Here is a 24,805-nt window from a genome sequence, read left to right on the forward strand (position 1 = left end):
GCATTGGGTGGGTGCAGCGGGCCGGCGTTCCTCCGGGAGGGCCGACCCTCAGCACCGGGTCCAGGCCCGCAGCAGGGGGCGATACCGCAGGAGCTCCACGGTTCCCGAGAGCTCCAGGCGCAGGCAGAGGGCCTCCTGGCCGTGGTGGAGGAACCAGACATTCGCCGCGGCCCGGCGCTGGGGCATGACCGTGATGGGTCGCGGGCGGCCATCCCGCCATCCGCTGTCCGCCAGGCTTGGCGGAAGGGGAACGGCTGCGGGGCAGCCCCAGTCCACCCCGGCGGGAAGGCGCACGGAGATCCGCCCTTCAGAGGGGCCCTGGCAGGGCTCCAGCACCACCACGCGGCGGTGGGTGGCGGCCAGGCGGAAGGCCAGGTGCAGGCTGCGGCACAGCTCCATCCGGGCGGTCCGGAGGGGCGGGCAGAGGGGCGCCGGCAGGCAGGAGGCCAGGGTTTGAAAGAGGCGGGGGAGGTGGGACAGCGGGGCCGGCATCAGGCCCTCGTCCAGACCCGGCGGTCGCGGCGCCAGCGCAGCACCTGAAGGCGCCCGTGCCCCGACAGGCGCATGCACAGGGCCTCCTGGCCGTCGTTCAGGAACCAGGCGCCGGCCAGCGCCGTGCGCCGGGGCGTCACCGTGAACAGCGCATGGGACTCGCCCATGGTGGCCGCCACGCTGTCGGCATCCATGTCCGGAGGGAGGGGGATGTGGGCGGGCTTGCCCCACTTCACCCGGCGGCCGAGCTGCACCGGCAGGTGCTCGCCGGCTCCGCCGGCCCTGCCGAGGGCCACGGTGACATTCGTGCCCCGGGCGCGGGCCAGGGTAAAGGCCTGATCCAGGCTGCCGCGGATCTCCTGGTGGGCCGCCGCCAGCTCGGCGGCGCCCGCGTCCAGGTGGAAGAGCCCCACCGCGGCCAGCACGGCGGCCACGCCCATGGCGACGGTGAGTTCCAGCAGGGAGGAGCCCTGCTGAGTGCTTCGGCGGCGGCCCGGGATCATGGCGGCCCCCTACTTCTTGGCGGCCGCGGGGCGCGGCACGGGAGACAGGGCCAGGAAGGGCTTGAGCTTGGCGTAGGACTTCTCGCCGATGCCCTTCACATTCATCAGCTCTTCGGGCCGCTGGAAGCCGCCGTGCTGCTTGCGGAAGGCCACGATGCGCTCGGCGGTCTTCTGCCCGATGCGGGGCAACTGCATGAGCTCGGTGACCGTGGCGGTGTTGAGGTTCACCGGCCGCTGGGGGGCCTGGGGGGCGCGATCCGGCGCGGCGGAGAGGGGAAGGGCCAGGGCGAGCGCCAGGGCCAGGGTGGTGAAGGGGTTGGACATGGTTGCCTCCTTTCAGGCAAGCCATACCAATCGAGGGTTGTGCCAGTTAATAAGTTGTTTATTTGTATAAATAAAAAATTTAATCTGAAAAATTATGTATTAAAAAAATGACAAAATTTCATAAATATTTAGTAATTATAATTATTTCAATAATTATTTTTTGTTATAAATTTTATAATAAATTATTTAAAGTGACAAATTTAGAACCCCAAAAAATCCCTCCCGTGAACACCTGTCGGAACCGCTTATCCTGAAGGGGTCCGAGGAGCGCTGCAGGACTCCGCCCGCATGGCGAGGGATCTCAGGCTCGGACGCTTCCGATTCTGGAACGGCGCTCACCTCACCCCGTCCGGGGTCGATGAGGTGGGTTGCCCCGCCCGTCGTTCCCGCCCTTCGTGGAGGTCCCATGACCGTCGCCACCCAAGACTTCATCGTCGCCGATCTCGGCCTTGCCGCCTGGGGCCGCAAGGAGATCGCCATCGCCGAGGGCGAGATGCCCGCCCTCATGGCCATCCGCAAGGAATACGCCGCGAAGCAGCCCCTCAAGGGCGCGCGCATCGCCGGTTCCCTGCACATGACCATCCAGACCGCCGTGCTCATCGAGACGCTGAAGGCGCTGGGCGCCGAGGTGCGCTGGGCCAGCTGCAACATCTTCAGCACCCAGGATCACGCCGCCGCCGCCATCGCCGCCGGCAGCACCCCGGTCTTCGCCGTGAAGGGCGAGACCCTTCCCGACTACTGGGACTACACGCACCGCATCTTCGACTTTGAAGCCGGCGCGAACATGATCCTGGACGACGGCGGCGACGCCACGCTGCTGCTGCACCTGGGTGCCCGGGCCGAGCAGGACCTCCATGTCCTGGATCATCCCGACAGCGAGGAGGCCACCGTGCTCTTTGCGGCCATCCGCAAGCGCATCGCCGAGAAGCCAGGCTGGTACGCCGCGCAGCTCGCCAAGGTCCAGGGCGTGACGGAAGAGACCACCACCGGCGTGCACCGGCTGTATGAGATGGCCAAGAAGGGCGAGCTGAAGTTCCCCGCCATCAATGTCAACGACAGCGTCACCAAGAGCAAGTTCGACAACCTCTACGGCTGCCGCGAGTCCCTGGTGGACGCCATCAAGCGCGCCACCGATGTGATGGTCGCCGGCAAGGTCGCCGTGGTCTGCGGCTACGGCGATGTCGGCAAGGGCAGCGCCCAGGCCCTGCGCGCGCTGTCGGCCCAGGTGTGGGTCACCGAGATCGATCCCATCTGCGCCCTGCAGGCGGCCATGGAGGGCTACCGCGTGGTCACCATGGACGAAGCCTGCGACAAGGCCGACATCTTCGTAACCGCCACGGGCAACTTCCATGTGATCACCCACGACCACATGGCCCGCATGAAGCACAACGCCATCGTCTGCAACATCGGCCACTTCGACAGCGAGATCGATGTCGCGGGCATCGAGAAGTACCAGTGGGAGGAGATCAAGCCCCAGGTGGACCATGTGATCTTCCCCGACGGCCACCGTATCATCCTGCTGGCCAAGGGCCGCCTGGTGAACCTGGGCTGCGGCACGGGCCACCCCAGCTATGTGATGAGCAGCAGCTTCGCCAACCAGACCCTGGCCCAGATCGAGCTGTGGACGAAGAAGAGCGACTACCCCGTGGGCGTCTACACCCTGCCCAAGCACCTGGATGAGCAGGTGGCGCGCCTGCAGCTGCAGACGCTGAACGTCCGGCTCTCGACCCTGCGCCCCGACCAGGCCAAGTACATCGGCGTGGCCGTCGAAGGCCCGTACAAGGCCGACCACTACCGCTACTAGGCTGAAGCGCCGCGTGCTTCCATAAACAGGGCGCCGAAGGGCGCCCTGTTCATTTCGGGTGGGAGTCCAGGTCAGGTCGGCATGTCCGTGGGCAGGGGCGTCACATTGGCGGGCACCGCCTCGGCCCTCATGACGGCGTGGCGGGTGACGGCCTCGCAGTCCAGCTGCGGCGTCTGCGTGAAGTGGGCGACGCCGAGATCCGAGCGGATCTTGGCCAGCACCTTGGCCCGGGAGAGGTGGTTGCCGCTGGCCCGGGCCTCCCGGCAGAAGTGGTAGGTGAAGGCGCCGTGCCAGGCCCCGTCGAGGAAGGCATCCGCGGCGGTCTGGTTCTGCTTGCAGGCGGTCCAGAGGATGTGGTGCGACAGGCCCTTTTCCAGCAGCTTTTGGTGGGCGGGCCGGGCGTGGCGGTATTCGATGTCGCGGAAGGCCTCGACGGACGGCGGCGGCAGATAGCGGGGTCGGCGGTCCATCAGCAGGTCCGCGGCCCGAAGTCCCGCGCCGCTGTGGCAGGTGTCGAGCAGCACCTCGAGGATCACGGTCGAGGGCAGCTGCACGAACAGGTCGTGGAGTTCGTCGTCCACGATGAGGTGATCGCGGTCCCACTGGGGTCCGCTCGGGGCCAGATCATGGGGGCAGAAGGCCTCGTCCGCCCGGTCGAATTCGTCGAGGTTCAGGTCGGGCACCTGTGTGCCGTGACCGGAGAAGGTGAAGACCAGATGATCGTACCGGCCGGCCAGGGCGCCCTCCACCATGCGCTTCAGCTCGCGCATGATGTTGGCCTTCGTGGCGGCTTGATCGGACAGCCGGGTGATGTCGGAATCCTCGAAGCCCAGCAGATCCTTCAGCAGCGACGCCATGTCCTGGGCATCGTTGACGCAGCCGCTCAGAGTGGCCGAGGGGAAGTGCTGATACTGGTTGATCCCGATGCAAAGCGCGGTGCGGTGGAGCATGGAAACCTCCTTGGCTTCGCTCGGGGCGCATGAGGCACGGGGAACTTGCTCGTCGTGGCAACGGAGGGCACGCGCCGGATCAGAGGAGGACTGCGGCACACCACGCACATCCCAGATGGCTCCAGCACCTACGATAAGCCGCACGGAGGCTGGGGCAAGCGCCGGGCCGCGGTTCCATGGAATGATGAAACCTTGTTGCGGCGGAGTCCCATGAGCGATGAGAAGAAGGAACCCTGGCTGAACCTGCTGGCCCTGACCACGGTGGTCCTGGCCGTCTGCGCGACTCTGGCGACCTTCAAGGGGGGCGGCCATTCCACCCGCGCCGTGCTGAGCCAGAGCCAGGCGTCGGATCAGTGGGCCTACTACCAGGCCAAGGGCATCAAGGGGAACCTCTACGAGCTGGAGGCCCTCCGGCTCAAGCGCGAGTTGCAGCTGGCGCCGAAGGCCGCCGTGCCGCTGCTGGAGCAGAGCCTCGCGGATGTGGAGAAGAAGACGGCGAAATACGAAGGCGAGAAGGCGGAGATCCAGAAGGAGGCCCGGCGTTTCGAGGCGGTGAAGACCGAGGCGCAGGGCCATGGCACGGCCTTCGGGCTGGCGGGGATCTTTCTCCAGATCGCCATCCTCCTCTCCTCCATCGCCGCCCTCCTGAAGCAGAAGCCGGTCTACTACCTGGGCCTCGCCGTGGGGCTCGTGGGCCTCGTCTACTTCATCAACGGCTTCTTCCTGTTCCTCCCCGCCTGATGTGGGCCCTCACGGTCGCCGCCGTCATTGAACGGGAGGGGCGCTTCCTCTTCGTGGAGGAGCCCGACAAGGTCACCGGCCTGCCTGTGATCAACCAGCCGGCGGGCCATGTGGAGCCGGGTGAAGCGCTCCTCGACGCCGTGCGCCGCGAAGTGCGCGAAGAGACGGGGCTGGCCTTCACGCCCCAGGCCATCGTGGGTCTCTATCCGCTGAGGGCGGCCAACGGGAAGGACTACTTCCGGGTGTGCTTCACCGGCACGGTGCCTGCTGGATGCGAGGCCGTGCCCGAGGATCCCGACATCCTTCGGTGCCACTGGCTCACCCGCGCGGAACTGGCCGCCGCTCGGCTGCGCTCGGGCTGGGTGCTGCGCTGCCTGGACGACGCCCTCGCGGGCCGGCGCTTCCCGCTGGACCTCGTGGCGGCGATCCGGAACGAGCGCTGAAGCCCGGCCTGAGCTCGGCCCTCAGCGCTTCCGGTACCAGGCCGCGGCCACCAGGGAGGTGAAGAGGCCCGTGATCCAGGTGCCCAGGGCGCCCGCAAAGGCGCTGCCCAGGGGCTTCTGCATGGGGGCCTGGGCCTTCACCACGGCTTCGATCTGCTCGGGGCTCAGCCCCTGCTTCGCCATCTGGATCCGGCCCAGGGCCTCCAGCTCGGCGAAGTAGCTGGGGAACACCACCATCGTGAAGAGCAGGCTGGCCATGAAGATGATCATCGAGGCGATGACCGAGGCCCCCACGCCGTTCTGCACCTGGCGCAGGTAGCCCGCGGTGGGGGCCGTCCTGCGGAGCATCCACACCAGCACCACGATCTGGAGGGGGATGACCAGCCAGAAGAGGAAGAGGAGGTTGGGGTGCCGGTACCAGCCCGTGAAGCCCATGGTGAAGGTCCACAGGGCCACCAGGACGCCCAGCAGGGCGCCGGCCCGGAGGGGGGTCAGCAGCGCTTCCTCGGGGGTGGCGGTGGGTGCGGGGGTGGGGGTGCTGCGCGGATCGGTCATCGCTGCTCCAGCAGGTCGGCCACGGCCATGGCTCCGGCGCTGGCCGGATCGCCCGTGAGGGCGCGGCGCAGGTAGCCTGCCTGGCCCAGATGAAAGGCCAGGTGCGTGGCCAGGTGCATCAGGAAGATCCCCGTGGGGGGGCGGTGGGGCCCCACCGGAGTCGGGAAGGGGGCCACCTGGGCCTCCGGGGTCAGGGCCACCAGGCCCGCCTCCACCGCCACGAGGGCGGCTTCCAGCTCCGCGATGACAGAAGCCCGGGAGCCCTCGCGCTGGGTGAATTCCCGTTCGCGCTGGCGGGCGTAGCCCGTCCCGCCCAGCACGGCGCCCACGAAATGCTGCAGGTTGCCCGCGAGGTGGAGGGCCAGGTTGCCCGCGCTGTTGGCGATGCCCGGCACCACGCGCCAGAGCGCCGCATCGTCGGGGAACAGCCCGACCTCGCGGATGAAGCAGCGCAGGTCGCGGCGGAACAGGGGGAGGAGGTCGGCGGCGAGGGGCGTCATGGGGACCATCCTAAACCCGAAGGCCTGTGGGATTCTGGGGGCATGGATCTTCAAGCCCTCCTCGATGACCTGGCCGCAGAGGCCGCGCCGTTCGCGGCGCAGGGCAAGGTAGCGGACTACATCCCGGCCCTGGCGGCGGTGGATCCCGCGCGGTTCGGGATCGCCCTGGCGACGGTGGACGGGCAGCTCTTCGGCAGCGGCGACTGGCGCGCGCCCTTCTCCATCCAGAGCGTGTCCAAGGCCTTCTCGCTGGCCCTGGTGCTCGCCGGGGATGGCGAGACCCTGTGGAAGCGCGTGGGCCGCGAGCCTTCGGGCAACCCCTTCAATTCGCTGGTGCAGCTGGAATACGAGAAGGGCATTCCCCGGAACCCCTTCATCAATGCCGGAGCCCTCATCCTCATCGACCGCCTGCTCTCGCAAACGGGCGACTCCCTGGGCACCCTGCGGGCCTTCCTGCGGGCTGAGAGCGGCAATCCGGCGGTGGACCTGGATCCCGAGGTGGCCGCCTCCGAAGCCGCCCACGGGCACCGGAACGCGGCCCTAGCGCACTTCATGGCCAGCTGCGGCAACCTGGAGAACCCCGTGGAGCGCGTGCTCGACCACTATGTCCGACAGTGCGCCCTCACCATGAGCTGCGCGGATCTCGCCAAGGCGGGCCTCTTCCTGGCCAACCACGGCCTGCGGGCCGACGGTTCGCGCCTGCTCACCCGCAGCGAAGCCAAGCGCATCAACGCGATCATGCTCACCTGCGGCACCTACGACGCGGCCGGCGACTTCGCCTACCGCGTGGGTCTGCCCGGCAAGAGCGGCGTGGGGGGCGGCATCCTGGCGGTGCTGCCCGAGCGCGGCGTCCTGTGCGCCTGGAGCCCCGCCCTCGACCTCCACGGCAACAGCGTGGCCGGGGTGGAGGCCCTAGACCGTTTCACCACCCGCACGGGCTGGTCGGTCTTCTAGCTTCCAGGCGCGCTCAGTTTTTCCTGCCGCGCAGCAGCCACGCCGCCCAGGCGGTGATGAGGGCCACGGCACCCAGGATGAGGGCCAGGCGCAACCACGGCACGCCATGGGCCAGTCGCTCGTCCACCCGCATCCAGGCCGTGCCCAGCCAGGCGACGGCGCCGAGCCAGAGCCCTGCGGACAGCGCGGTCTGGATTGCGGCCTTGGCGATGAAGAGCAGCACCAGGGCCGCCAGGGTCAGCGGCAGGGCCAGGGGGAAGGGCAGGCCCAGGCGCAGGGACAGGGCCCCCAGCATCAGGAGGGCGAGGCAGGCGGGGAGGCGGCGAAGGAGGAACATGGAGGACCTCCGGCGGCGGGTGCATCGGGCGGACCCACCTCGAACATTCGGTCTTGGGGCGGTCAGGCTCTAGGTGGCCGACTGGTCCAGGCCGGTCGTGCCGATGCCAGTCATGCCCGGGTCGGAGGTTCCAAACCGGTGCTGGTCCCCCTTCCGGGCGCTCCACACCAGCCAGGCGGACCAGGCGGTGAACAGGGTCACGCCCATGAGGATCCCGGCCAGACGGGACCAGGGCTCGCCGTAGGCCAGACGCTCCTGCACCCGCAGCCAGGTCATGAAGGCCCAGAGAAGCGAGCAGAACCCCATGACGCCCGCCATCAGGGCCCGGGCCTCGGCCCAGGGCACCAGGAGCCCCAGCATGAGCAGCACGGTCATGGGGACGATCATGATCAGCGGGAAGCCCAGGCGCATGAACAGGGCGGCCAGCAGCAGCAGGGCGATTTGGGCGGGGAGGATGCGAAGGAAGGACATGGGAACTCCGGCAACCCATAAATCATACTGAGTTGTCCGAAATATTGGATCACAACCCTTCCCACCGGCTTCGCCAGGCTTCCCGGGCCTCCCGGGGCAGGAAGGTCCAGGCCACGAAGCGGCTCTGCTTCTGGCCCTGGGCCATGGGCACGATACGGATCTCCTCCGCCCCCGCCTGCCGCAGGGCCCGGTGGACGGCGGGGAGGCTGGCGGAGCTGGAGAGCAGGGTGGTGAACCAGAGCACCTGGGTGCCGAGGGCCTGGCTTTCCGCGACCATGCGCCGGGCGAAGCCCGCCTCGCCCCCCTCGCACCAGAGCTCGACCCCTTGGCCGCCGAAGTTGAGCAGGGGTTTGGCAGAGGCGCCGCGCCCGAGGTTGCGCCATTTCCGCTGGGTGCCCTCCCGGGCCTCGCGCAGCGACCCGTGGAAGGGCGGGTTGCAGAGCGTCAGGTCGAAGCGCTCCCCGGGGTCCAGCACGCCCGCGAAGATCGACCCCCGGTCCGGCTGCCGCCGCAGCGTGATGACGGTCTCCAGGCCGGGATTGGCCGCCAGGATGCGCGCGGCCGAGGCCAGGGCCGCTGCATCGATGTCCGAGCCCACGAAGGACCAGCCGTACTCGCCGTGACCCACCAGGGGATAGATGGCGTTGGCGCCCACGCCCACATCCAGGACGCGCACGCCCGGGCCCCGGGGGATCGCGCCTCCGTTGGAGGCCGCCAGCAGGTCCGCCAGGTGGTGCAGGTAGTCCGCGCGGCCCGGCACGGGTGGGCACAGGTACCCGGGAGGCAGCTCCCAGCCGCGGACGCCGTAGGCCTGGAGGAGCAGGGCCCGGTTCAGGGCCTTCACGGCCGCCGGATCCGCAAAGTCGATGGAGGGGCCGCCATGGATCGCGCGGACCACGAAGGGCGCCAGGTCCGGAGAGACCTTCACCAGCTGCGGGAAGTCGTACCCCCCGGCGTGCCGATTGCGGGGATGCAGCCCCGGCTTGGCGGGCCGGGGCGGGCCTGGTGCGGGCTTTGGGGCGGGCTTCGGGGCACGGGATCGCATCCGGTCAGTGTCCGCCGGCCGGGGCGATTCAGGGAAGGGCCGGGGTCGCCCCGGGCGATGGCGGGGGCGATGGCGGCGGCTCCTTGAATTCCACGAGGATCACATGGGTGTCGCTGGCGCCGATGTTCTCGCCGATGTGGATCTGGCCCTCCAGGAACACCACATCACCCTTCTTGAAAGTCCGGGTCATGGATTTCCCGTCCGGAAAGGTCAGGCGCCGGGCGAAGTCGCTGAGGGCGTAGAGCACCGAATCCGGGTGGCGATGGGCATGAGTCCGGTCGCCAGGATGGTCCCGGAACTCCAGCACCCGCGTCCGCGCATTCTCGAGGATCACGATGTACTTCCCGGGATCGGTCTTGGCCGGGTCCTGGGCCGGGGCCAGGGAGGCGGCGAGGCCGAGGACGGTCGCCAGGGCGGGAGCACGGGTCATGGTTCCTCCTTGGGGCCCTTCCAGGGCGAAGGGCTCCAACATGGCCCCTCCCGGCGGCCCGTCAAGGAGCCCGGGCCCCCGGCATGAGGACTCGGGGTCAGGCTTCGGGCTCAGGCTTCGGGCTCAACCTCGGTTTCGGGGAGGGAGCGGGTGGCCAGGAACCAGAAGCCGAAGGCCAGGAGGACCGTCAGCGTGGCCACGGTATAGGCCAGCTTCCGGCCCTGCCACAACCCGTCGAACCAGCGCCGGAACTCGGTGGCCAGCACATTCGCCTTCCCGCCGTAGAGCTCCAGATCGCGCAGGTACCGCTTGGTGTCCTCGGGCTCGTAGCCGAGGGGGTTGGGCCGCCTGGGCGGGGCCGTGAGGTAGAGGGCGACCGCGCTGCCCAGGCCTCCGGCCAGCAGGAGGCTGGTGATGCCGCGGATGCGGGCGAGGCGGGAGGCGCGGCCCGTCCCCAGCAGGTCGGCGTGCTCCCAGCCCGAGGCCGCCCGGTCCGCGTCGCGCCGCGCGAGGCTGGCCCGGATCCGCGCCCCCTCGTCTTCGCTGACGGGATGGCCCCGCCGGCCGAGCTCCACCAGGGCGGCCTCCACCGCATCCGTGCGGTAGTCCGAGGAATGCTCCAGGATCCGCCGCAGGTCGGCGTCCGCGAGGGTGGGAAGGCGTGCGTGGAAGGTGTCGGTCATGGGGTTTCGTCGGGGCCGGAGGGATCCAGGGGAAGCGGGGAGGCTAGGTGGCGACCTGGTATTCACTTTGAACCAGGCCACTGGGAAAGGCCCGGGTCGCGATGTGGGTCAGCCGCACATCCCGGGGCAGGCTGCCGAAGAGGGGGATCCCCTCGCCGAGGAGCACCGGGACGCGCGTGATGATCAGGCGTTGGATGAGCCCGGCGCGCAGGAAGGCCTGGAGGGTGATCCCGCCATCGATGTACAGGTGATGGGCACCGCTCGCGGCAAGCCTGGAGACGATCTCGGCAGGAGCGCCGGCCATGTGCTCCACGGCGGCTCCAACGCCCCCGGCGTCCCTGACGGCCGCGGCCACATCGACAGGCCGGCTGCTCAGGACCACCACGCGCTTGTTCCCATAGGGCCAGGCGCCGAAGGTCAGGACCTTCTCGAAGGTGTGGCGACCGAGCACGAGCGCATCCACGCTGGCCATGAACTCGTCGTACCCGTGGGGTTCGCCCCCGTCCGCCGGCAACCAGTCGAGGTCCCCGTTGGGGCGGGCGATGAAGCCATCCACGCTGGCGCCAATGAAGATCGATGCAGTCATCGGGACCTCCTTCCCTGGGTGGGCCGGGCCTTCAGCCGCCGAGGTCGCGGTAGAAGACGGTCGTGCTGCACGGTCCGCCCTGCGGGAACAAGGCGTACCCGGGGATCTCGCCCACCCGCACCCAGCCCAGGCCCGCGTACAGGCGGGCGGCCTCGCCCCCGGTGACGGCGTCGAGCACCAGCAGCGTCCGGCCGCAGTCCCGGGCCGTGCCCTCGGCGGCCCGCATGAGGGCCGCACCCAGCCCCTGGCGGCGGGCCCGGCGATGCACCAGCATCTTCGCCAGGTCGGCGCGGTGGGGCTGATTCTCGGGCAGGTCGAGCACCAGCTGCACGGTGCCGCAGATGCCGTGGGCATCCTCGGCGATCAGCAGCGCGCGTTCTCCCGCCGCCACGCCCCGGGCGATGCGGCGCCAGAACGCCGTGGCACGGTCCCGGGTCAGCGGCTGCATGAAGCCCACTGAGGCCCCGCCCTCGACGCAGTCGATCAACAAGCTGGCGAGGCCGTCGATCTGCGCCTCGTCGACCGAGGCCAGGCGTCGCAGGGACCAGGCGGGTGGGAGCATGGAGGTGACCTGAGGAAGGAAGGGAGGCGTCAGGCGGGCGTCAGGGGAAGCCTGAATCCGAAGACCGGCAGGTCCTGCTGCGAGAAGTCCAGGTCCTCCGAGCGCACGAAGCCCAGCCGCTCATAGAGCTGCCAGGCGATTTGCATCGCCTGCGTCGTGTGCAGGATGACCTGGGCATGCCCCTTCTCCCGGGCCAGCTGGATGCAGGCCTGGGTCAGGGCCCTGCCCACGCCCAGATTCCGGGACTTGGGGCTGACGCCGAGCAGGCGGATGCCGGAAGCCTTCCGGACGGTGGTCGCCGTTCCGCCGGATCCGTATTCGGCCATGTCGCCGAAATAGACGACGCCGCCCACCAGTTCCTCTCCGGTCAGTGCCACGAGCACCCGGGCATCCTTTTTCTGGGTGAAGTCGCCGATGTGGGCGAGCAGCTCGTAGTAGCGGGGCTGCTCGTCCGGCGTGGGGAAGCCCTCGAGGCTCGAGTACACCTCGACCATGAGCCGGCCCAGGGCATCGGCCTCGGTCGGGCGGAGGTCCCGGATGGTGAGCTGCGGGATCATGCCTGCTCCTTGCGTGATCGAAGGGTGCGCCAAACGGTGCCCGCGTGCGGCCCCAGCCTGGGCGGAAGGTCCGTTCAGGTTACTGCGATCCCTGGGCGCGGATGGATGGGAAAGGGCCCGGACCTCCGCGGCGCTCCCTACTTCATCTTCGACTTGAGTTTGAGGTGCTCCCCGGAGACCACGAACTCGCCCCGCCCGAGGTGGTGGATGGTTTGCGGGGGCAGGGCGGCATCCTTCCAGGCCTTGACGACTTCCAGCACGAAAAAGCAGTACTTGGGCACCAGCCGGGTATCGACCACTCGGCACTCGAGGTTGGCGAAGCATTCGGCGATGAGGGGCGCGGCGACGCGCGAAGCGGGCCTGGCCGTGAGGCCGAACCGGGCGAACTTGTCCACCCGCCGCCCGGAGGTGTTGCCGCAGCCCACCACCTGCTCCGCCAGGTCCACAGAGGGAATGTTGAGGACGCACTCCCGGGTCGTCTTCAGCAGGCCGAAGGAGTGGTTGCGGTTGCTGATGACGCAGCCGACCAGGGGCGGCTCGAACTCCATCATGGTGTGCCAGGACAGGGCCATGATGTCGCGGTGTCCCCCGTGTGCAGTCGTGAGCAGGACCACGGGCCCCGGCTCGAGCAAGCCGTAGACCTTGGAGAGGGCGAGGGCTCGTCTGGGCATGGGCGCTCAGGGTTGGCGGCGCTTGAAATGGTTGCGGCTGTAGACGGCAAAGGGCTTGCCTGCCTGCGACAGCTCGAAGGTCTCGGTGAATTCGTCGGCCGAGATCAGGTCGTAGGTCTCGCGGGCTTTCCAGGAACTGGGGATGTTCTCGGCCTGCTCGCTGTCGAAGACCAGCCTGGAAGGGGTGCTCAGGGCCGGGTTGAGCGCGTAGGTGACGACGAAGCTTTCCTGATGGAACTGCCGGAAGAGGAGGGTCTTCCGCTTTTTGTCGTGGCTGAAGAGGCTCCAGTGCTCATGGACTTCGCCCGCCTTGTTCTTTTCCTGGGGCGGGAAGGTGGAGGTGTTGCGCTCGTGCATGAACTGACCGCCCAGGATGAATTCGTAATGGCGGACGACCGTCCCCGTCCCGGGTTCGCCCGAGGCGGTGCCCTGCCAATCCCCGACCATGAACCGCATCGGCGCCCAGGCATCGGGTTTCGGGGCCTGGACCTGGGCCCATGTGGGCCAGCCGATGAGGCAGAGCAGGATGGCGGCGGCTTTGGTCATGGTGTCCCCAGGGGGTGGCGAGAGGGGCTGGCCGAGGATGGTGTCAGCCGGATTCAGTGGATCCGGATCAGTGATCCGACCACGGCCGAGATGATCTGCTCCGAGGTGGTCCGGAAGGTGATGCGGGCCCTGAACACCCGATCGCCGGAGGTGATCTGCAGCTCGTAGGGCTGGATGCCCAGGGCGCGCAGATGGTCTTTGCCCAGCTTCCATCGAAGGCGGAGGAAATCCGGGGTGGTCTCCATGCCCAGATCTTCCGGCTGGCCGCCGATGAATTCGACCTTCCAGGGCCGGTCTCCCGCAGTGGAGGAAATCAGAACCTTCACATAGGTGGACTCGCCCTCCTTGGCGCACTCTCCCGTGATGCGAAGGTCCTTTTCCCCGTGGTGTCCGGTGACGAGCGGAGTGCAACCCGCCCACAGCAGGGCCAGGGTACCCAGGGAGGCCAGGTGTGCGGTTCGCGTGTCGCGCCTCTGGGAATGAAAGGTGGATGGGATCGAGCGGCGTGGAGCGTTCGATCTGCTACTCGGAAACCTCGGCTACCAGCGCGTCCCCAAAGTACACCTTGGTGGGGAAGGCCAGGCGGCCCGTCAAGGCATACTCCCTCGAGGCCCGAGCGCCAGGGGCCAGGCGCAGCGACATGGGCAGCGTGTCATCCGCGAGGTTCCTCTCGAAGACCGGAAACACCTGAACGCCATCTTTCCCGACGAAGCTCAGATCTTGCGGGTCGAACCGCTTGAACGCAGCTCCCTTGTTTTCCACCGTGACCTCCACTCTGGCCCGGCCCGCGAACTTCCGCTCGCGATCAAAAACCTTGTAGCCCGAAAGGGCCGTGATGGTGACGCTGAGATCGCTTGAAACGAAGGGGTGGGACGGCAGCTCCTTGGCGGCGCACTTCAGGGCACCCTGAGCCGCCATCGGCAGGGCCATCAGGGCCAGCAGGAGGGGCAAAACCAGGTTCCGACCAACGAGCATGGGTGGCTCCTTTGAAGGGGGTCTCACGAAGGAGGCTAGCAGGTCCCGCCGGCACCGGGGCGCCGAGCGGAGGACGGGGGTGCAGCTTCATGCAGAGGCCGAGGGCCGTGGTCACTGGCCGGCCGGGGGCTCCCAGAGCTCGACCTTGTTGCCCTCTGGATCCATGACCCAGGCGAACTTCCCGTACTCGGATTCGTCCATCGGATCGAGCACATGGCAGCCTTCTTCCTTCAAGGCCTTGATCAGGCCGGGAAGGTCCTCCACCCGGTAGTTGACCATGAAGGGCGCGGTGCTCGGAGCAAAGTGGTCGCTTTCCTGCGGATCGATCAACCAGGCCGTGGTCCCTGCGACCGGCTTGCCTTCGGCGTCGGTCCAATCGAAGGCAGCCCCGCCCCAGGCCTGGACATCGACCCCCAAGTGCCGCTGGTACCAGGCCCGCAGGGCTGGGGCGTCTTTGGCCTTGAAGAAGACGCCACCGATGCCAGTGACTCGTTTCATGGAACCTCCGATGTGCGATGGGGGGAGAGGTGGGCTTCAGCTGCGATCTGGCGAATGGGGTCCAAGCTGAGCGGAGGGCCCAGCTGGTTTACGAGAGGGCCGTTTTGATGTCAAGCAGTGTAACGATCGACGCAAGCTCATCTGGAGAATGGATCGCGAAACGGATTCCGCGACCTTCGGCATAGGGTCTGGCTTCGAGTAACAGCTTCTTGATTCCGCCGGGAAGCGAGCTGGCAAGGGCAAGGTGAAAGGCGCGTTCGCCCAGAATGACCGCCACCCAGACCTTTCCCTGGTCGGGCGTGAGGTAGAGCAGGGTCCGCTTCTTCTGCTGGAGCAGGCACATGCGGCCGAATTCCGTTTTCGAAGGCTTCCAGGTTTCGACCAGGGGCGCATGGGTTGCTCTGGCGTGGCTGAGGACCCCATGCCAAACCGCCAGAGCGGGGCCCAATACGCCTTTGAGCTCGGTCGTGCTGGGAGGGTTGGGGTTCACGGCCATGCGGGAGGCCTGATGAAAGAAGCTGATCGGCTGCGCCTGTGGCGGCGCGTGGGCGGGATGAGGCCTCGCAGAGGCGGCATCCGAGTCGGGCTGGAGTCCCGTTCACGAGGGTTCATCAAAAGGTGATGACCTTATCAGCCCATTCGACCATGTGGAGGCAATCGTCCATGGTTGACATGGGACAGACCTCGGATTCGTTCTGATGGCGGCTCCTGATGCAAGTTCCGCAAGCCCTGATTGTTCCTTGGCTTTCCGCGAACGAGTAGAGCTGGGCCCGAACATCGTATTTTTCGTGCGTGATGGATTCGGCCTCGACGCCAGCGCTCATCAGAAACAATTGGACTTCGTGGCCCTGTTTGAGCGCTGCGTTGCAGAATCGGACCCCATTCCACGCTTTTTCGGGTTCATTGGTTTCGAGAATGACGCCGAGTTTCATGGGTGGCACTCCGTGAGTCCAACGAAAGAAGCCAAGTGGCCCCATCGCTGTGGGAAGGCGGATGCTGAACGGTGCAAAGACTCCAGGACACAGGGATGGGGTTCGAGTTGTGCGGCAGGTACGGAGGACCTTTGGTTCGCAGTTCTTGGGTGCGGCCTAACCGCCGTGCTGGGGCCCCACACCCAATTGACGATATGAAAAGGCTAGGCAGCAGCAGCCGATGAGGAGTGTACCAAGGCAGAACAGAAGCCAAAGCCATCGATTTTGATGCGGCGATACGAAGCCGCCGCCGCGAAGTGGAATCGCCCAATCATAAGCGAAAGTAAATAAGCCAAAGAGTCCCCAAAACAGGCCAAAGGAAACGCCAACAAACGGGCCCAGGCTCTGGCGCCAGGCGGGGAGAGCCATGGCCATCAGCAGGACGAAGGCGAGCAAGGCAAGAGCGCTCAGCAAGCGCCCCGCCCAAGCTGGCGATTCAAAAACTTTGTGCTGGGATTCCATGAAACGCCCCAACGAATGAAGTAGGCCTGCCTGCCGCGAGAGGCTGAGCAGAGGGGTTGCTGCAGGGTTTAAAGAGCAGAACGAACAGGGTGTTTGGGCTTGCGGCTTCGGGAAGCCAATAGCGCAAGGGCGCCGTTGAGGAGAAAGACATAGGCGACGAAAGTCGTGTTTTCGAAGTTATGGGTTTGAATCGACAGGAGACTGATGCCAAAACCGAATGCGCTGACCGCATAGGCCACCCAACTCTCGGAATGGGGATGTCGATGCGCCTTGATGAGGGTCGGTATGCCCGCCAGCATATCAGCCAGCAATGCGAACAGCAGGGCCAGGTTCGGCTGGTCGGTCACGACCCAGAGGATGATGCCGAAGATCGCCGCGGCCATCAGGTAGTAGTCGCGGGGTTCACTCTTCCAATAGGCTTGCCGGTTGAAGAAAGATGCCACGACGATGAGCAGCGGCGTCAATCCGGCGGCCAATGACGCCCAGGACACGCCTGCGACGCCCTGCGCCCTTTGCGCAACGAAGATGACCATCGGGAAGATGCCCCAGAGCAGCCAGGTGACTCGGTTGGGTTGGGCTTTGCCGAGGAGGGTCTCGTACAGGTAATAGAAGCCGCCGAGCGAGCCGATGATGGCGCCGATCATCGCGAAATAGTCGGGAAGCATGGACGGCCTAACGAAGGAAGCTCAGCGGAGCGAACCCGCGCCGAGGTGAAAGTGGGGCCCGGGAAGCGGGAAACGGTGGGAGAGCGGAAGGCAAAGCAGGTTGGGTCCGAGTGGCGCACAGGGTTGGGCGTGATCGTGCCGCCTCATGGGAACCGCGCCTACTACTTGATATCGAATTTGAGGATTTCAGTGCGGGCGCCTCCCTCTCCCAACCCACCGATGGAGTAGAAGATTCCGTCATTGGATAGGACGGTTGCGTGGAAAAACCGTGGCGGAGCGGACCCTTGCACCAACGAGAAACGATTGGTGGCCGGGTCGAAGATTTCGTCGACCGTCACATTCTTCGCGCGGAGTGTGCCCGTTTGGAGGTTGATCTGAGAAGACTCACCTCCAGAGATGTAAACGCGACCATCCGGCAGGGGCGTCGCGCGGAAATTGTGACGAGCCACACTCAGGAGTGGTCCGGGGGTGACGGTTCCATTGCGGGGATCATAGAGTTCGGTGGTGTTGAGGGAGCTTCTCGATATCCCATCGAAACCAACGCCTCCTATGACAAGGATTCTTCCATCTGGCAAAAGGGTGCTTGCGTGAGAGTACCGAGGCGTCATGAGAGGCGTGGCCACGGTGATCCTCTTTAGCAGAGGGTCATATACCTCGACGATGCCAACAGGAGCAAGGTAGGGCGTATCCTCGCGACTGCCAAATCCGCCAAGCAGAATGACACTTCCGTCGGAGAGGAGATGGGAGGTCATCAGAGATCGATTCGTTACCGAACTTCTGACTTGCGTGTGGAGCCACCCGACCGTTTCTGTCGTGTTGCTGGATGGGTCGAAGACCTCGCAGGTATAGTTCTGGTCCCCTGATCCCCCTGCCAAGAAAATCTTGCCATCCTGCAGGAGCGTCGCCGTGTGCTCCCAGCGGACCGTAAAGGTGTGGCCAGCCAGAACAAAATCATTGAGGGCCGGGTCAAAGTACTCGACATGTGTGAGTCGGCTGTCGACGGTACCCCCAAACATATAGACTCGACCGTTGGGAATTCGAGTGGAGGTATGCGTAGACCTAGCGAGATACATGGTTGGCAGAGCCATTGACTGCTTGGTGGAGGGATTGAAGGTCTCGGCAGATCCCAAGTAGTCAAAGGAGGAAACGGAAGTGGTCGAATTCCCACCTGCCATCAATATCCGGCCATCCAAGAGGGTGGTTGCAGTATGGGAATGCCTTGGTGAAAGCATCTGACCCGCAATAATCAGGCTGGAAACCGGAGCCGGCTGGACACCTGGTGGTTGGGTGCCTGAACCACCGCCCCCGCAGGCGAGCTGGGCAGCGAGCATGACACCGCTAAAGAAAACGCATAAAAATGACTTCATCTCACCCACCTGCCTTCATGCTTGACCGGAATGGATGATGGCAAACCTGGGTTCGGAACCATTGCTCGCTCCTTCGGGCCAACCTGCTGCGGACTAGACGAAGAGGACTCGGCGGACCAGACGCTGGCGTCTGGATCCGCTGGCGCGAGAGGTCAGGCCTTGCTTGACCCTGCCTGATTGGGAACGGACTCCTGCTGGCGATCCTTCAAGATCGAGAGGTACTGCCCCCAGGGACCGACCGCACGGGTGTGCGCCTTGGCAAGTGTTCGGGCAATCTGGCCGAGATGGTCGAGATCATGCACGGCCCAGGTCGCCAGCAGTTGGCCCAAGGTGACTTCACCGAGCTCTGGATGCTGTCCGACACGGTTGAAGTCCGCCTCCGTAAGGTTCATTCCAGCGAGCGCGGCCAGGTTGTCCCGCCTGAGCAGCTCGAATGTCTTGAGCAGCTCGGATAGCTGCTTACCTTGGCTCTGGGTGAATTGAGCCGTTCGGTCAAATGGATCAAAGGGACGGGTCTCACCCGCCAGGATGTGCCGCGCGCGCGGGAGCCAATTGACGCGTTCGCCGTTGATGAGGTGACCCATCACATCATAGGGAGACCAGGTATTGTAGCCTTCGGTGGCCGTCACCAGGGCCTGAGGCAATCCTTCAAGCAAGGCCGACAGGCTCGCGGGGGTGCGCGCCAGAATGGCCACGATGTCATCAAGGAGAGGCTTGTGGGGAGTCATGAAGATATTCTACTGCCACCGAATTTAGACGAGGCTTTCGGAGAGTGACGCCTTGGATCACGGGCCTTGTGAGTGAAGCTAAGCGAATCAGTGCCTTCACCGAGGCGCTGAGCGGAGGGGTTCGGCCCCATGGGCTCGTGCGATTTATTTTCTGACTTCGCCGGGACCCAGCCCAATGCGCTTGTTCTCCCTGAGAAGAGAGATGGCTTCTGTGATCCGCTTGTGGCGAGTTTCTTCCCGCTTGGCAGCCGAGATCCATCCGACATATCGGCGTTGGTGGGACGGTGGCAGGCCGAGAAAGGTGTTCCAAGCCGTGGAATCAGATTGTATGGCAGCCTGAAGCCAGTCTGGGATATCGGAACCCTGCTGTTTGAGGGGATGGGCGGGGGTAGGTTCAGAAGAAGGCTTCGAGGCAAGGCCCGCGGAGGTCATCAGGCCTTTGGCCTCTAGCATCGTCGCCAAACCCATATTTACTTCAGACCAATGAGAGGATTTGATTCTTGGCGAGAATCGTTGAGCATACCGATCCTCATCGATCCTTTGCCGGACGCCATCGATCCAGCCGAAGCACAGTGCCTCTTCGAGTGCGTCTTGATATAAAAAGGCAGCTTTCTGGGTGTGTTTTTTAAGAAAGACCAGCCAAATCTCTTTGGCTTGATGGTGATTGAGCGCGAGCCAATCTCGCCAGTCTTGGCGAGTTCTAGGTTCAAAGGTGGCCGTAAGTTTCATGGTTTCCTCTGACGAAAGAAGCCAACCAGCCTATGGCTGTGGGGACACGGTCGCCGAATCGTTTGAGGACACCATGGCGCAGCGATCGGTCCGAACTGAGTGGAAGGTTAGGCCGATAGCCATGAATGCGCCATTAGGACTGCGGGTCAAAACCGAAGACGCGCAGTTCTTGGTCACAGCGGCAGGCCTTTGCGATGCGCGCGGCCCAGGCGACAGCCTCCTCGCGCGAGGGCAGGTCGAGGACGGTGAACCCACCATCGAGCCTGGGTGCCCACGGGTAGCCGCCCTTGGCGACCGAGCCATTGGCAGAAATGAGCACGGGTGGAACGCTTTCGTCGATGCCGCCACCGAAGATGTAAACACCAGCGGCCTTCGCCTCTTCAATCACCGCGTGCGCGTCGCGGCCTACCGCCTCCAACTCACCATTGGGAACGACCATCGCCGCACTGGGGAAGGAGATCAGGTATTTGGCCATGGCCCTTCGTCCTTACGCCTCATCATAGGCTTTCTCCAATGCCGCCACATCGAGCTTTACCATTGTCATCATGGCTTCCATCACCGCCTGTACCTTTTTGGGATTCTTATCGGCAATGAGTTCCATGAATCGCCGCGGGACAATCTGCCACGAGAGACCGAACGGATCCTTGATCCAGCCGCACGCGGTAGGCGTCGCCCCGGCCTTGACCAGTTTGTCCCAATACTCGTCGACTTCGGCCTGGTTCTGGCAGTCAACATAGAGTGAGAAACCTTCGGAGAAGGTAAAGTAATCCCCCCCGTTGTAGCCCATGAAGACTTGACCGCCCACGACGAATTCGGCGGAGGTGATCGGACCGTCCTTGCCGGTGCGGGCGATATTCCTGATTTCGGAGTCTGGGAAGGTGGCGGTGTAGAACCCCATGGCCGCCTCGAGCTGATCGTTGAACATCAGGAACGGTGTCACTTTAGTCATCGGAGATTCTCCTTCATCGCGGGCGATGGTAACCGGAGGTCGCATATCCATCCAGAGGCGCGCCTCTGCTCTGTCTGCCTAACGAATGTGGCTAACCGACCATGCCTACACCGAGGCGCTGAATGAAGCCGAGTTGGCGGGAAGCCGAGAGAGAGCGGAAGGCAATGCCGGCGGGGTCCGACTTGGGCGAGAGGTTAGGCGGTGACAGGTCACGAAATGAAAAGGGCTTGACCTGCGTTGCCCGACATTTTCAAGAATATAAACGACTCCAATCAACTTCAGGAGGAATGGCAAGGCCCCGACTTACGCCTGGCGCAGATTTGCATTGGAGATACGGCGCGACAGCCATAGCAGATACGCACCGATGACAACATCAACCGAGAAACAGAAAATGGGGTACCAACGAGGAACACCAATGTTTGTAAAGAACAGGCTATGCGTCAAATCATACAGCCCGTGAAGAATCCAGAATGAACCCACCACTACCGCTGACTGACGAGCACTCACAAATGTGAAAACCAGCCCAACGGCGAGGAACGGAACACCGTAGATCATTTCTTTCACGCCCACAGCCTGCTCACAGGCTTGCAGAGCAAAAAATGCGTACAGACTTGGCAACGTGAGCAGACCGATTGAATACAGCCAGCGTTGCCCACGAATGATCCGCGCCACGACAATCGTGAGAACACCTACCGCGACACCGATGAGAGCTTCAATCATGAGTCTCTTCTTCCTATAGACGCCTATCGAATGAAGCTAACCGGACCCGTCTAAGCCGTGACAATGAGCGGTGCCGAGGAAACGAGAAGCTGAGAGAGAGCGAGAGGCAATGCAGGCGAGGTCTGAGTTGAGCTGAGGGTTAGGCATCATCGCGTTGAGAAAGGCATTGGAGTACCGGGGCAATGCGGAAATCAACTGTGGCGTGGTCAATGGTGGCATGAACCGGCGAGTCAGCCATTTTGGTCATGATCCCTTGTGCGCTGCGGCGACCGTCTTTAGCTGATCTCCAGGCAACGATGTCGGTGATGGTGCCGTCGTCGCTTTCAACAATTCGGCGCCAGCGAAAGCCGGGCTGACGCCGAAGGTAGTCATTTATGTCTTCGTTGGCGTTAACAAAATCGGTTCCGGTGAGGCCGGAGGCAAGACGGAAAGTTGTGATTTCGAGTGCTTCGCTCATGGTGCGCTCCTCGTTACGAGGCCTAACGAATGGACCTAAGCGGCCACGGCTGCACCGAGTCGATGAGCGGAGCCGAGTAAGCGAGAAGCTGAGAGAGAACGAAAGGCAATGCAGGCGGGGGCCGGGTTGATCGGAAGGTTAGGCCGCATGAGCCCGAGGCTGAGACATGACCCCAAAGAACAGCAAAAGAATAGAACGAGGTGGATGGCAAAGAAGACGAGCATGAAATCAGGTAATTTTGAGAGCTAACCTCTCAGGGGGAGATTTCGAGTCTAGCTATGGGATGACACCTTTGGCTTTCCAAGCGGCCATCTCGTCGTCCGCGATGGTTAGCGAGACCCGCCAACGATCTGTGCGGCGCAGGATGTAGTAATGCTCCCAGCTAGCAACTAGCACGCCCGCACCGCCTCGCATCCGATAGGTCATGCGAGCAAGCACGACATTTGGGAAAAGCTCGGTTGCCGACAGCAGCTCTCCCTCCGGCTGCACGACACCCTGCTGACGATAGAAATCCATAAGCGCCACGCAATGCTCGCGAAACGCCGGTCGCTCCATAGAGAAGTTGCCTGTTGGAGAAGGAAACAGTCCCACTGCATCCCAAAGGTTGCTCAGCGCATCTGCGTCGTTTTGAGCAAACGCTTCCATATACTCCTGGAAGAATCTGGAGATTTGATCGTGAATATTCATTGATGAGACCTTTCAATTAGGTTGGTCGGCCCAACGAATGAAGCTAACCAGCCACGCCTGCACTGAGGCGTTGAACGGAGCCGAGGAAGCGAGAAGTTGAGAGAGAGCGGAAGGCCATGCAGGCGGGGTCTGACTTGAGCTGAGGGTTAGACGCCATGATAACGACAATCACGGTTTTGAAATTTGGGCAATGGCTCCATAAATATCGGCACTTCCCCAATGTTCAATGTATTTACCGTCTTTCACATGCACGATGTCGGTCACTTGAATGAAGATTCGCTTGCCGGTCTTCGCATGACCAAAGAATGGTCCAGAATGCGTGCCTTCAATGGTTTTTCGAGTAGCAACCTTATCGTTTTCTTCAAGCTGGTCATGGATCAAAACCTTGATATCTGTGAAAGCCTGGTGGAGGACATTGGTGAAGAAGGCGGCAAATCCATCTGGTCCCTTTGAAACCCCGAGCGGCGCGGAATGGTTAATGAATTCCGGTGAGACGAGGTCAGAGAAGGCAACCATATCGAGGTTCTCGATGACTTCATGATTGAACCGTCTGACGACTGATTTGTTCTTACTCATGTGGCTACTCCGATGGTCGGCGGCTAATGAAGAAATCTGGCCGACCCTATTGTTGCGGGGACACGGAAGCTGAATGGTTTGAGGGCTCCATCGCGCAGCGATAGGGTCCGAGTTGAGCGGAAGGTTAGGCAGCCCATGGGCTAGGAGTTGTTGTGTCTACTGAATAGGATGAAATCGGTGCTCGGGGGCTCGAGCCCAGAATTTCGGAGAGAGGCTGCAATTTGTCCACGGTGATAAGCCCCATGAAGTGCCACGTGCAGAAGGATATCCCTTAGCGGAGTCTGGAACTCAATACCCTGTAGATTGCGATAGGTTACCAATTCATTCAGGTGTTGCTCTGAAGTGGATTCAATCAGAGTTCGGTAATCAGAAATAATTTGAGCTGAGAGTGCCTGGCATTCAGGCAGAGTGAGATTGTCCCAGGCCGTAGTTTGCCCAATGGGTTGAGATTGAATGCGTGTGAGCCAAATGTGCTCAGCTGAGATGATGTGTGCAATGAGTTTGTGTGCCTTTTCATCATGGCTCTCGGCCTGACCTAAAGCTGCAAGCATCGCCTTGTCAGCCCATTCGAGGTGATCGTAGAGACGGGCTAGATCTGAGTTCATATCGAAACCTCGCCTGTGGGTGAGGAAATGTCTAACGAATGAAGCTAACCGGCCCTATTGCTGGGGAGAGCTGGCTGCTGAGTTGTTCGAGGACACTGGCGCGCAGCGATAGGATCCGTGTTGAGCGGAGGGTTAGGCATCGCTGGGCTTGGCGCCGGGAAACCATTCGGTATGTTGGTCGCCCTGACGACCGAAATAGGTCACACGCTGCCCTCGGAGGAAGGCGAAGTACCCTTGGACTCCTGCGGCGACAGCTCGCTTACTAAAATCCCGAAACTTCTGGCCGTGCTGCTGACTATCGACAATGGCCGCTCGTAGCGAAGCCTTGTCGAAGTCTTCTGAGATGGCAGGAAGGTCTTCAAAAGAAAGTGGAGCCTGTACCACAGCACCTTCAGTGCTATAGAAGGTAAATAGCCTGGAGGCATAGTCCACATAGTAATACTCCACCCCATTGCCGATAAGACGCGCCACGATCTCAGGGAATGGCATTGAGCCTGTGAGAGTGGCTTGGGCAGCTTTGAGGACCTTGTTCGCATCCACGACTTGACCTCCATGATGAACAATGTTGGGGCGACGCCTAACGAATGACGCTAACCGGCCACGCCTGCACCGAGGCGATGAGCGGAGCCGAGGAAGCGAAATGCTGAGAGAGAGTGGGAGGCAATGCAGGCGGGGTCCGACTTGAGCGGTGGGTTAGGCGGGCGTCATGGCTGATGGGGCTGCCATGGTGGTGGCAATCTGAAGCTTGGAAGCATGGATCAGCTTGGGCGAGGGTTCGATTGGGTTCGGAGGTGACACAAGAACGAATAGGGTTCGAATAATCTGAATTGGGGTCATTATCAGGCCCCACGGGAATCCCCACCAACCAAGAACGGCCGAAAACGCAATATTACCCAGCTGAGATTTTACTCCGCAGGACCGGCAGGAAATCTGCGATCTGCTCTGCCACTGAGTCATGACTAGGGCAGACCAAACCCTGTAAGACATATGAATATCGACTGGGCCACTCCCGGAACATTTCGGACAGGGACCGGTATGAAGCCGCCGAGCATGACCGAACGCTTCAGAGTCGGATACCTGCGCCGCCCGCGAGAGCATGGCGCCTTTGGATTGGCAGTTGGTATTGCAAAATCGAAGAGAACCATCTTTGGTTCCACCAAAGAGAATTGTAGTTCCACAAGTAGCACATGAAGCCATTGATGATCCTATTGGATGATTATGACGCCGAACGAATGGGGCTAACCGGCCCCGCCTACGCCGAG

General features: G+C 63.4%; 38 protein-coding genes and 1 riboswitch. Of the genes, 4 read left to right on the forward strand and 34 right to left on the reverse strand.

Annotation, left to right across the window (positions count from 1 at the left end; translation table 11 throughout):
- Positions 1 to 48: 48 nt before the first annotated feature.
- The 3 genes from QUD34_RS02400 to QUD34_RS02410 are packed head-to-tail and all read right to left on the reverse strand — an operon-like array spanning position 49 to position 1,319.
- The gene (locus tag QUD34_RS02400) at positions 49 to 492 is read right to left on the reverse strand and encodes a hypothetical protein (protein WP_286354994.1); all 444 of its coding nucleotides are present in this window, start codon (positions 490 to 492) and stop codon (positions 49 to 51) included.
- Entirely contained in the window at positions 492 to 995 is a 504-nt protein-coding gene (locus QUD34_RS02405) for a pilus assembly FimT family protein (RefSeq protein WP_286354995.1), read from the reverse strand. The genes QUD34_RS02400 and QUD34_RS02405 overlap by 1 nt, the downstream gene beginning before the upstream one ends.
- A 9-nt stretch (positions 996 to 1,004) precedes the next feature.
- Entirely contained in the window at positions 1,005 to 1,319 is a 315-nt protein-coding gene (locus QUD34_RS02410; protein WP_286354996.1) for a ComEA family DNA-binding protein, read from the reverse strand.
- A gap of 256 nt (positions 1,320 to 1,575) precedes the next feature.
- A riboswitch (S-adenosyl-L-homocysteine riboswitch) is annotated at positions 1,576 to 1,663 on the forward strand.
- A 62-nt stretch (positions 1,664 to 1,725) separates the two neighbouring features.
- Between QUD34_RS02410 and ahcY the strand changes: the two genes are divergently transcribed.
- Entirely contained in the window at positions 1,726 to 3,123 is a 1,398-nt protein-coding gene (ahcY, locus tag QUD34_RS02415) for an adenosylhomocysteinase (protein WP_286354997.1), read from the forward strand.
- Positions 3,124 to 3,194: 71 nt separating this feature from the next.
- Here ahcY and QUD34_RS02420 read toward each other — a convergent pair whose 3' ends face one another.
- Complete coding sequence (locus QUD34_RS02420) at positions 3,195 to 4,073, reverse strand: caspase family protein (protein ID WP_286354998.1); 879 nt, start codon at positions 4,071 to 4,073, stop codon at positions 3,195 to 3,197.
- Positions 4,074 to 4,283: 210 nt separating this feature from the next.
- On the opposite strand from QUD34_RS02420, the gene QUD34_RS02425 reads away from it, so the two are divergent.
- Both QUD34_RS02425 and QUD34_RS02430 read left to right on the forward strand, forming a co-directional pair.
- Complete coding sequence (locus tag QUD34_RS02425; RefSeq protein ID WP_286354999.1) at positions 4,284 to 4,814, forward strand: DUF4337 domain-containing protein; 531 nt, start codon at positions 4,284 to 4,286, stop codon at positions 4,812 to 4,814.
- The gene (locus tag QUD34_RS02430; protein WP_286355000.1) at positions 4,814 to 5,257 is read left to right on the forward strand and encodes an NUDIX hydrolase; all 444 of its coding nucleotides are present in this window, start codon (positions 4,814 to 4,816) and stop codon (positions 5,255 to 5,257) included. The genes QUD34_RS02425 and QUD34_RS02430 overlap by 1 nt, the downstream gene beginning before the upstream one ends.
- Positions 5,258 to 5,278: 21 nt before the next feature.
- Here QUD34_RS02430 and QUD34_RS02435 read toward each other — a convergent pair whose 3' ends face one another.
- Positions 5,279 to 5,812 carry a DUF4199 domain-containing protein gene (locus QUD34_RS02435; protein WP_286355001.1) on the reverse strand — a complete coding sequence of 178 codons (534 nt, stop codon included), beginning with the start codon at positions 5,810 to 5,812 and terminating at the stop codon, positions 5,279 to 5,281.
- On the reverse strand, positions 5,809 to 6,312 hold the full coding sequence (locus QUD34_RS02440; RefSeq protein WP_286355002.1) for a DinB family protein: 504 nt from the start codon (positions 6,310 to 6,312) through the stop codon (positions 5,809 to 5,811). Before QUD34_RS02440 ends, QUD34_RS02435 begins: the two co-directional genes overlap by 4 nt.
- A gap of 42 nt (positions 6,313 to 6,354) precedes the next feature.
- Between QUD34_RS02440 and QUD34_RS02445 the strand changes: the two genes are divergently transcribed.
- On the forward strand, positions 6,355 to 7,266 hold the full coding sequence (locus QUD34_RS02445) for a glutaminase (protein ID WP_286355003.1): 912 nt from the start codon (positions 6,355 to 6,357) through the stop codon (positions 7,264 to 7,266).
- 13 nt (positions 7,267 to 7,279) lie between these two features.
- Here the strand turns inward: QUD34_RS02445 and QUD34_RS02450 are convergent, their stop codons facing one another.
- The 28 genes from QUD34_RS02450 to QUD34_RS02580 all read right to left on the reverse strand — a co-directional run bounded on the left by QUD34_RS02450 (position 7,280) and on the right by QUD34_RS02580 (position 24,083).
- Positions 7,280 to 7,603, reverse strand: a complete 324-nt coding sequence (locus QUD34_RS02450; protein ID WP_286355004.1) for a hypothetical protein — start codon at positions 7,601 to 7,603, stop codon at positions 7,280 to 7,282.
- Between the two features lie 69 nt (positions 7,604 to 7,672).
- Positions 7,673 to 8,074 (reverse strand): hypothetical protein, encoded by a 402-nt coding sequence (locus QUD34_RS02455; protein WP_286355005.1) that lies wholly within the window; start codon positions 8,072 to 8,074, stop codon positions 7,673 to 7,675.
- Between the two features lie 49 nt (positions 8,075 to 8,123).
- On the reverse strand, positions 8,124 to 9,119 hold the full coding sequence (gene rlmF, locus QUD34_RS02460; RefSeq protein WP_286355006.1) for a 23S rRNA (adenine(1618)-N(6))-methyltransferase RlmF: 996 nt from the start codon (positions 9,117 to 9,119) through the stop codon (positions 8,124 to 8,126).
- Positions 9,120 to 9,147: 28 nt separating this feature from the next.
- Positions 9,148 to 9,549: a cupin domain-containing protein gene (locus QUD34_RS02465; protein ID WP_286355007.1), complete on the reverse strand. Its 402-nt coding sequence runs from the start codon at positions 9,547 to 9,549 to the stop codon at positions 9,148 to 9,150.
- A gap of 110 nt (positions 9,550 to 9,659) precedes the next feature.
- Complete coding sequence (locus QUD34_RS02470) at positions 9,660 to 10,232, reverse strand: hypothetical protein (protein ID WP_286355008.1); 573 nt, start codon at positions 10,230 to 10,232, stop codon at positions 9,660 to 9,662.
- 43 nt (positions 10,233 to 10,275) lie between these two features.
- Positions 10,276 to 10,818: a dihydrofolate reductase family protein gene (locus tag QUD34_RS02475; RefSeq protein ID WP_286355009.1), complete on the reverse strand. Its 543-nt coding sequence runs from the start codon at positions 10,816 to 10,818 to the stop codon at positions 10,276 to 10,278.
- A gap of 31 nt (positions 10,819 to 10,849) precedes the next feature.
- Positions 10,850 to 11,380, reverse strand: a complete 531-nt coding sequence (locus QUD34_RS02480; protein ID WP_286355010.1) for a GNAT family N-acetyltransferase — start codon at positions 11,378 to 11,380, stop codon at positions 10,850 to 10,852.
- Positions 11,381 to 11,409: 29 nt separating this feature from the next.
- Positions 11,410 to 11,937, reverse strand: a complete 528-nt coding sequence (locus tag QUD34_RS02485) for a GNAT family N-acetyltransferase (RefSeq protein ID WP_286355011.1) — start codon at positions 11,935 to 11,937, stop codon at positions 11,410 to 11,412.
- A gap of 137 nt (positions 11,938 to 12,074) precedes the next feature.
- Positions 12,075 to 12,608, reverse strand: a complete 534-nt coding sequence (locus QUD34_RS02490) for a flavin reductase family protein (RefSeq protein ID WP_286355012.1) — start codon at positions 12,606 to 12,608, stop codon at positions 12,075 to 12,077.
- A gap of 6 nt (positions 12,609 to 12,614) precedes the next feature.
- Positions 12,615 to 13,154, reverse strand: coding sequence for a hypothetical protein (locus QUD34_RS02495; RefSeq protein ID WP_286355013.1), 540 nt, complete (start codon positions 13,152 to 13,154; stop codon positions 12,615 to 12,617).
- Between the two features lie 53 nt (positions 13,155 to 13,207).
- A complete protein-coding gene (locus QUD34_RS02500; RefSeq protein ID WP_286355014.1) occupies positions 13,208 to 13,480 on the reverse strand; it encodes a hypothetical protein in 273 nt (90 codons plus the stop codon).
- 196 nt (positions 13,481 to 13,676) lie between these two features.
- Positions 13,677 to 14,129: a hypothetical protein gene (locus QUD34_RS02505; protein ID WP_286355015.1), complete on the reverse strand. Its 453-nt coding sequence runs from the start codon at positions 14,127 to 14,129 to the stop codon at positions 13,677 to 13,679.
- Between the two features lie 111 nt (positions 14,130 to 14,240).
- The gene (locus QUD34_RS02510) at positions 14,241 to 14,627 is read right to left on the reverse strand and encodes a VOC family protein (protein ID WP_286355016.1); all 387 of its coding nucleotides are present in this window, start codon (positions 14,625 to 14,627) and stop codon (positions 14,241 to 14,243) included.
- Between the two features lie 88 nt (positions 14,628 to 14,715).
- Positions 14,716 to 15,123, reverse strand: a complete 408-nt coding sequence (locus tag QUD34_RS02515; protein ID WP_286355017.1) for a DUF3788 family protein — start codon at positions 15,121 to 15,123, stop codon at positions 14,716 to 14,718.
- 115 nt (positions 15,124 to 15,238) lie between these two features.
- Positions 15,239 to 15,559 (reverse strand): DsrE family protein, encoded by a 321-nt coding sequence (locus QUD34_RS02520; protein ID WP_286355018.1) that lies wholly within the window; start codon positions 15,557 to 15,559, stop codon positions 15,239 to 15,241.
- A gap of 156 nt (positions 15,560 to 15,715) precedes the next feature.
- Positions 15,716 to 16,060: a hypothetical protein gene (locus tag QUD34_RS02525; RefSeq protein WP_286355019.1), complete on the reverse strand. Its 345-nt coding sequence runs from the start codon at positions 16,058 to 16,060 to the stop codon at positions 15,716 to 15,718.
- 68 nt (positions 16,061 to 16,128) lie between these two features.
- Positions 16,129 to 16,725, reverse strand: a complete 597-nt coding sequence (locus tag QUD34_RS02530; protein WP_286355020.1) for a hypothetical protein — start codon at positions 16,723 to 16,725, stop codon at positions 16,129 to 16,131.
- Positions 16,726 to 16,886: 161 nt separating this feature from the next.
- Complete coding sequence (locus QUD34_RS02535; RefSeq protein ID WP_286355021.1) at positions 16,887 to 18,056, reverse strand: Kelch repeat-containing protein; 1,170 nt, start codon at positions 18,054 to 18,056, stop codon at positions 16,887 to 16,889.
- 188 nt (positions 18,057 to 18,244) lie between these two features.
- The gene (locus tag QUD34_RS02540) at positions 18,245 to 18,820 is read right to left on the reverse strand and encodes a DinB family protein (protein WP_286355022.1); all 576 of its coding nucleotides are present in this window, start codon (positions 18,818 to 18,820) and stop codon (positions 18,245 to 18,247) included.
- A gap of 144 nt (positions 18,821 to 18,964) precedes the next feature.
- Positions 18,965 to 19,549 carry a YdeI/OmpD-associated family protein gene (locus QUD34_RS02545; RefSeq protein WP_286355023.1) on the reverse strand — a complete coding sequence of 195 codons (585 nt, stop codon included), beginning with the start codon at positions 19,547 to 19,549 and terminating at the stop codon, positions 18,965 to 18,967.
- 133 nt (positions 19,550 to 19,682) lie between these two features.
- A complete protein-coding gene (locus tag QUD34_RS02550) occupies positions 19,683 to 20,024 on the reverse strand; it encodes a YciI family protein (protein WP_286355024.1) in 342 nt (113 codons plus the stop codon).
- Positions 20,025 to 20,036: 12 nt separating this feature from the next.
- Positions 20,037 to 20,498, reverse strand: coding sequence for a VOC family protein (locus QUD34_RS02555; RefSeq protein WP_286355025.1), 462 nt, complete (start codon positions 20,496 to 20,498; stop codon positions 20,037 to 20,039).
- A gap of 303 nt (positions 20,499 to 20,801) precedes the next feature.
- Positions 20,802 to 21,218, reverse strand: a complete 417-nt coding sequence (locus tag QUD34_RS02560; protein ID WP_286355026.1) for a hypothetical protein — start codon at positions 21,216 to 21,218, stop codon at positions 20,802 to 20,804.
- A 139-nt stretch (positions 21,219 to 21,357) separates the two neighbouring features.
- Entirely contained in the window at positions 21,358 to 21,675 is a 318-nt protein-coding gene (locus QUD34_RS02565) for a hypothetical protein (protein WP_286355027.1), read from the reverse strand.
- Positions 21,676 to 21,951: 276 nt separating this feature from the next.
- Positions 21,952 to 22,362 carry a DUF6841 family protein gene (locus QUD34_RS02570; protein ID WP_286355028.1) on the reverse strand — a complete coding sequence of 137 codons (411 nt, stop codon included), beginning with the start codon at positions 22,360 to 22,362 and terminating at the stop codon, positions 21,952 to 21,954.
- 168 nt (positions 22,363 to 22,530) lie between these two features.
- Positions 22,531 to 22,938 (reverse strand): ester cyclase, encoded by a 408-nt coding sequence (locus QUD34_RS02575; protein ID WP_286355029.1) that lies wholly within the window; start codon positions 22,936 to 22,938, stop codon positions 22,531 to 22,533.
- A gap of 140 nt (positions 22,939 to 23,078) precedes the next feature.
- Entirely contained in the window at positions 23,079 to 23,543 is a 465-nt protein-coding gene (locus QUD34_RS15120) for a DinB family protein (RefSeq protein WP_375379994.1), read from the reverse strand.
- A gap of 132 nt (positions 23,544 to 23,675) precedes the next feature.
- Positions 23,676 to 24,083 (reverse strand): DUF1398 family protein, encoded by a 408-nt coding sequence (locus QUD34_RS02580; RefSeq protein ID WP_286355030.1) that lies wholly within the window; start codon positions 24,081 to 24,083, stop codon positions 23,676 to 23,678.
- Positions 24,084 to 24,805: the final 722 nt, after the last annotated feature.

Origin of the sequence: Geothrix oryzae (assembly GCF_030295385.1) — a bacterium.
GTDB classification, from domain to species: domain Bacteria; phylum Acidobacteriota; class Holophagae; order Holophagales; family Holophagaceae; genus Geothrix; species Geothrix oryzae.

Excerpts from the sequence above, each read along its gene's own strand:
- QUD34_RS15120 (WP_375379994.1), bottom strand. The coding sequence starts at position 23,543 with ATGAACTCAGATCTAGCCCGTCTCTACGATCACCTCGAATGGGCTGAC.
- QUD34_RS02430 (WP_286355000.1), top strand. The coding sequence starts at position 4,814 with ATGTGGGCCCTCACGGTCGCCGCCGTCATTGAACGGGAGGGGCGCTTC.
- QUD34_RS02470 (WP_286355008.1), bottom strand. The coding sequence starts at position 10,232 with ATGACCGACACCTTCCACGCACGCCTTCCCACCCTCGCGGACGCCGAC.
- QUD34_RS02520 (WP_286355018.1), bottom strand. The coding sequence starts at position 15,559 with ATGAAACTCGGCGTCATTCTCGAAACCAATGAACCCGAAAAAGCGTGG.
- QUD34_RS02505 (WP_286355015.1), bottom strand. The coding sequence starts at position 14,129 with ATGCTCGTTGGTCGGAACCTGGTTTTGCCCCTCCTGCTGGCCCTGATG.
- QUD34_RS02570 (WP_286355028.1), bottom strand. The coding sequence starts at position 22,362 with ATGAATATTCACGATCAAATCTCCAGATTCTTCCAGGAGTATATGGAA.
- QUD34_RS02455 (WP_286355005.1), bottom strand. The coding sequence starts at position 8,074 with ATGTCCTTCCTTCGCATCCTCCCCGCCCAAATCGCCCTGCTGCTGCTG.
- QUD34_RS02485 (WP_286355011.1), bottom strand. The coding sequence starts at position 11,937 with ATGATCCCGCAGCTCACCATCCGGGACCTCCGCCCGACCGAGGCCGAT.
- QUD34_RS02465 (WP_286355007.1), bottom strand. The coding sequence starts at position 9,549 with ATGACCCGTGCTCCCGCCCTGGCGACCGTCCTCGGCCTCGCCGCCTCC.
- QUD34_RS02495 (WP_286355013.1), bottom strand. The coding sequence starts at position 13,154 with ATGACCAAAGCCGCCGCCATCCTGCTCTGCCTCATCGGCTGGCCCACA.
- QUD34_RS02530 (WP_286355020.1), bottom strand. The coding sequence starts at position 16,725 with ATGCTTCCCGACTATTTCGCGATGATCGGCGCCATCATCGGCTCGCTC.
- QUD34_RS02425 (WP_286354999.1), top strand. The coding sequence starts at position 4,284 with ATGAGCGATGAGAAGAAGGAACCCTGGCTGAACCTGCTGGCCCTGACC.
- QUD34_RS02435 (WP_286355001.1), bottom strand. The coding sequence starts at position 5,812 with ATGACCGATCCGCGCAGCACCCCCACCCCCGCACCCACCGCCACCCCC.
- QUD34_RS02475 (WP_286355009.1), bottom strand. The coding sequence starts at position 10,818 with ATGACTGCATCGATCTTCATTGGCGCCAGCGTGGATGGCTTCATCGCC.
- QUD34_RS02400 (WP_286354994.1), bottom strand. The coding sequence starts at position 492 with ATGCCGGCCCCGCTGTCCCACCTCCCCCGCCTCTTTCAAACCCTGGCC.
- QUD34_RS02545 (WP_286355023.1), bottom strand. The coding sequence starts at position 19,549 with ATGAAACTTACGGCCACCTTTGAACCTAGAACTCGCCAAGACTGGCGA.
- QUD34_RS02480 (WP_286355010.1), bottom strand. The coding sequence starts at position 11,380 with ATGCTCCCACCCGCCTGGTCCCTGCGACGCCTGGCCTCGGTCGACGAG.
- QUD34_RS02550 (WP_286355024.1), bottom strand. The coding sequence starts at position 20,024 with ATGGCCAAATACCTGATCTCCTTCCCCAGTGCGGCGATGGTCGTTCCC.
- QUD34_RS02420 (WP_286354998.1), bottom strand. The coding sequence starts at position 4,073 with ATGCTCCACCGCACCGCGCTTTGCATCGGGATCAACCAGTATCAGCAC.
- QUD34_RS02525 (WP_286355019.1), bottom strand. The coding sequence starts at position 16,060 with ATGGAATCCCAGCACAAAGTTTTTGAATCGCCAGCTTGGGCGGGGCGC.
- QUD34_RS02565 (WP_286355027.1), bottom strand. The coding sequence starts at position 21,675 with ATGAGCGAAGCACTCGAAATCACAACTTTCCGTCTTGCCTCCGGCCTC.
- QUD34_RS02540 (WP_286355022.1), bottom strand. The coding sequence starts at position 18,820 with ATGACTCCCCACAAGCCTCTCCTTGATGACATCGTGGCCATTCTGGCG.
- ahcY (WP_286354997.1), top strand. The coding sequence starts at position 1,726 with ATGACCGTCGCCACCCAAGACTTCATCGTCGCCGATCTCGGCCTTGCC.
- rlmF (WP_286355006.1), bottom strand. The coding sequence starts at position 9,119 with ATGCGATCCCGTGCCCCGAAGCCCGCCCCAAAGCCCGCACCAGGCCCG.
- QUD34_RS02555 (WP_286355025.1), bottom strand. The coding sequence starts at position 20,498 with ATGACTAAAGTGACACCGTTCCTGATGTTCAACGATCAGCTCGAGGCG.
- QUD34_RS02450 (WP_286355004.1), bottom strand. The coding sequence starts at position 7,603 with ATGTTCCTCCTTCGCCGCCTCCCCGCCTGCCTCGCCCTCCTGATGCTG.
- QUD34_RS02515 (WP_286355017.1), bottom strand. The coding sequence starts at position 15,123 with ATGGCCGTGAACCCCAACCCTCCCAGCACGACCGAGCTCAAAGGCGTA.
- QUD34_RS02445 (WP_286355003.1), top strand. The coding sequence starts at position 6,355 with ATGGATCTTCAAGCCCTCCTCGATGACCTGGCCGCAGAGGCCGCGCCG.
- QUD34_RS02440 (WP_286355002.1), bottom strand. The coding sequence starts at position 6,312 with ATGACGCCCCTCGCCGCCGACCTCCTCCCCCTGTTCCGCCGCGACCTG.
- QUD34_RS02405 (WP_286354995.1), bottom strand. The coding sequence starts at position 995 with ATGATCCCGGGCCGCCGCCGAAGCACTCAGCAGGGCTCCTCCCTGCTG.
- QUD34_RS02490 (WP_286355012.1), bottom strand. The coding sequence starts at position 12,608 with ATGCCCAGACGAGCCCTCGCCCTCTCCAAGGTCTACGGCTTGCTCGAG.
- QUD34_RS02575 (WP_286355029.1), bottom strand. The coding sequence starts at position 22,938 with ATGAGTAAGAACAAATCAGTCGTCAGACGGTTCAATCATGAAGTCATC.
- QUD34_RS02535 (WP_286355021.1), bottom strand. The coding sequence starts at position 18,056 with ATGCTCGCTGCCCAGCTCGCCTGCGGGGGCGGTGGTTCAGGCACCCAA.
- QUD34_RS02410 (WP_286354996.1), bottom strand. The coding sequence starts at position 1,319 with ATGTCCAACCCCTTCACCACCCTGGCCCTGGCGCTCGCCCTGGCCCTT.
- QUD34_RS02560 (WP_286355026.1), bottom strand. The coding sequence starts at position 21,218 with ATGATTGAAGCTCTCATCGGTGTCGCGGTAGGTGTTCTCACGATTGTC.
- QUD34_RS02510 (WP_286355016.1), bottom strand. The coding sequence starts at position 14,627 with ATGAAACGAGTCACTGGCATCGGTGGCGTCTTCTTCAAGGCCAAAGAC.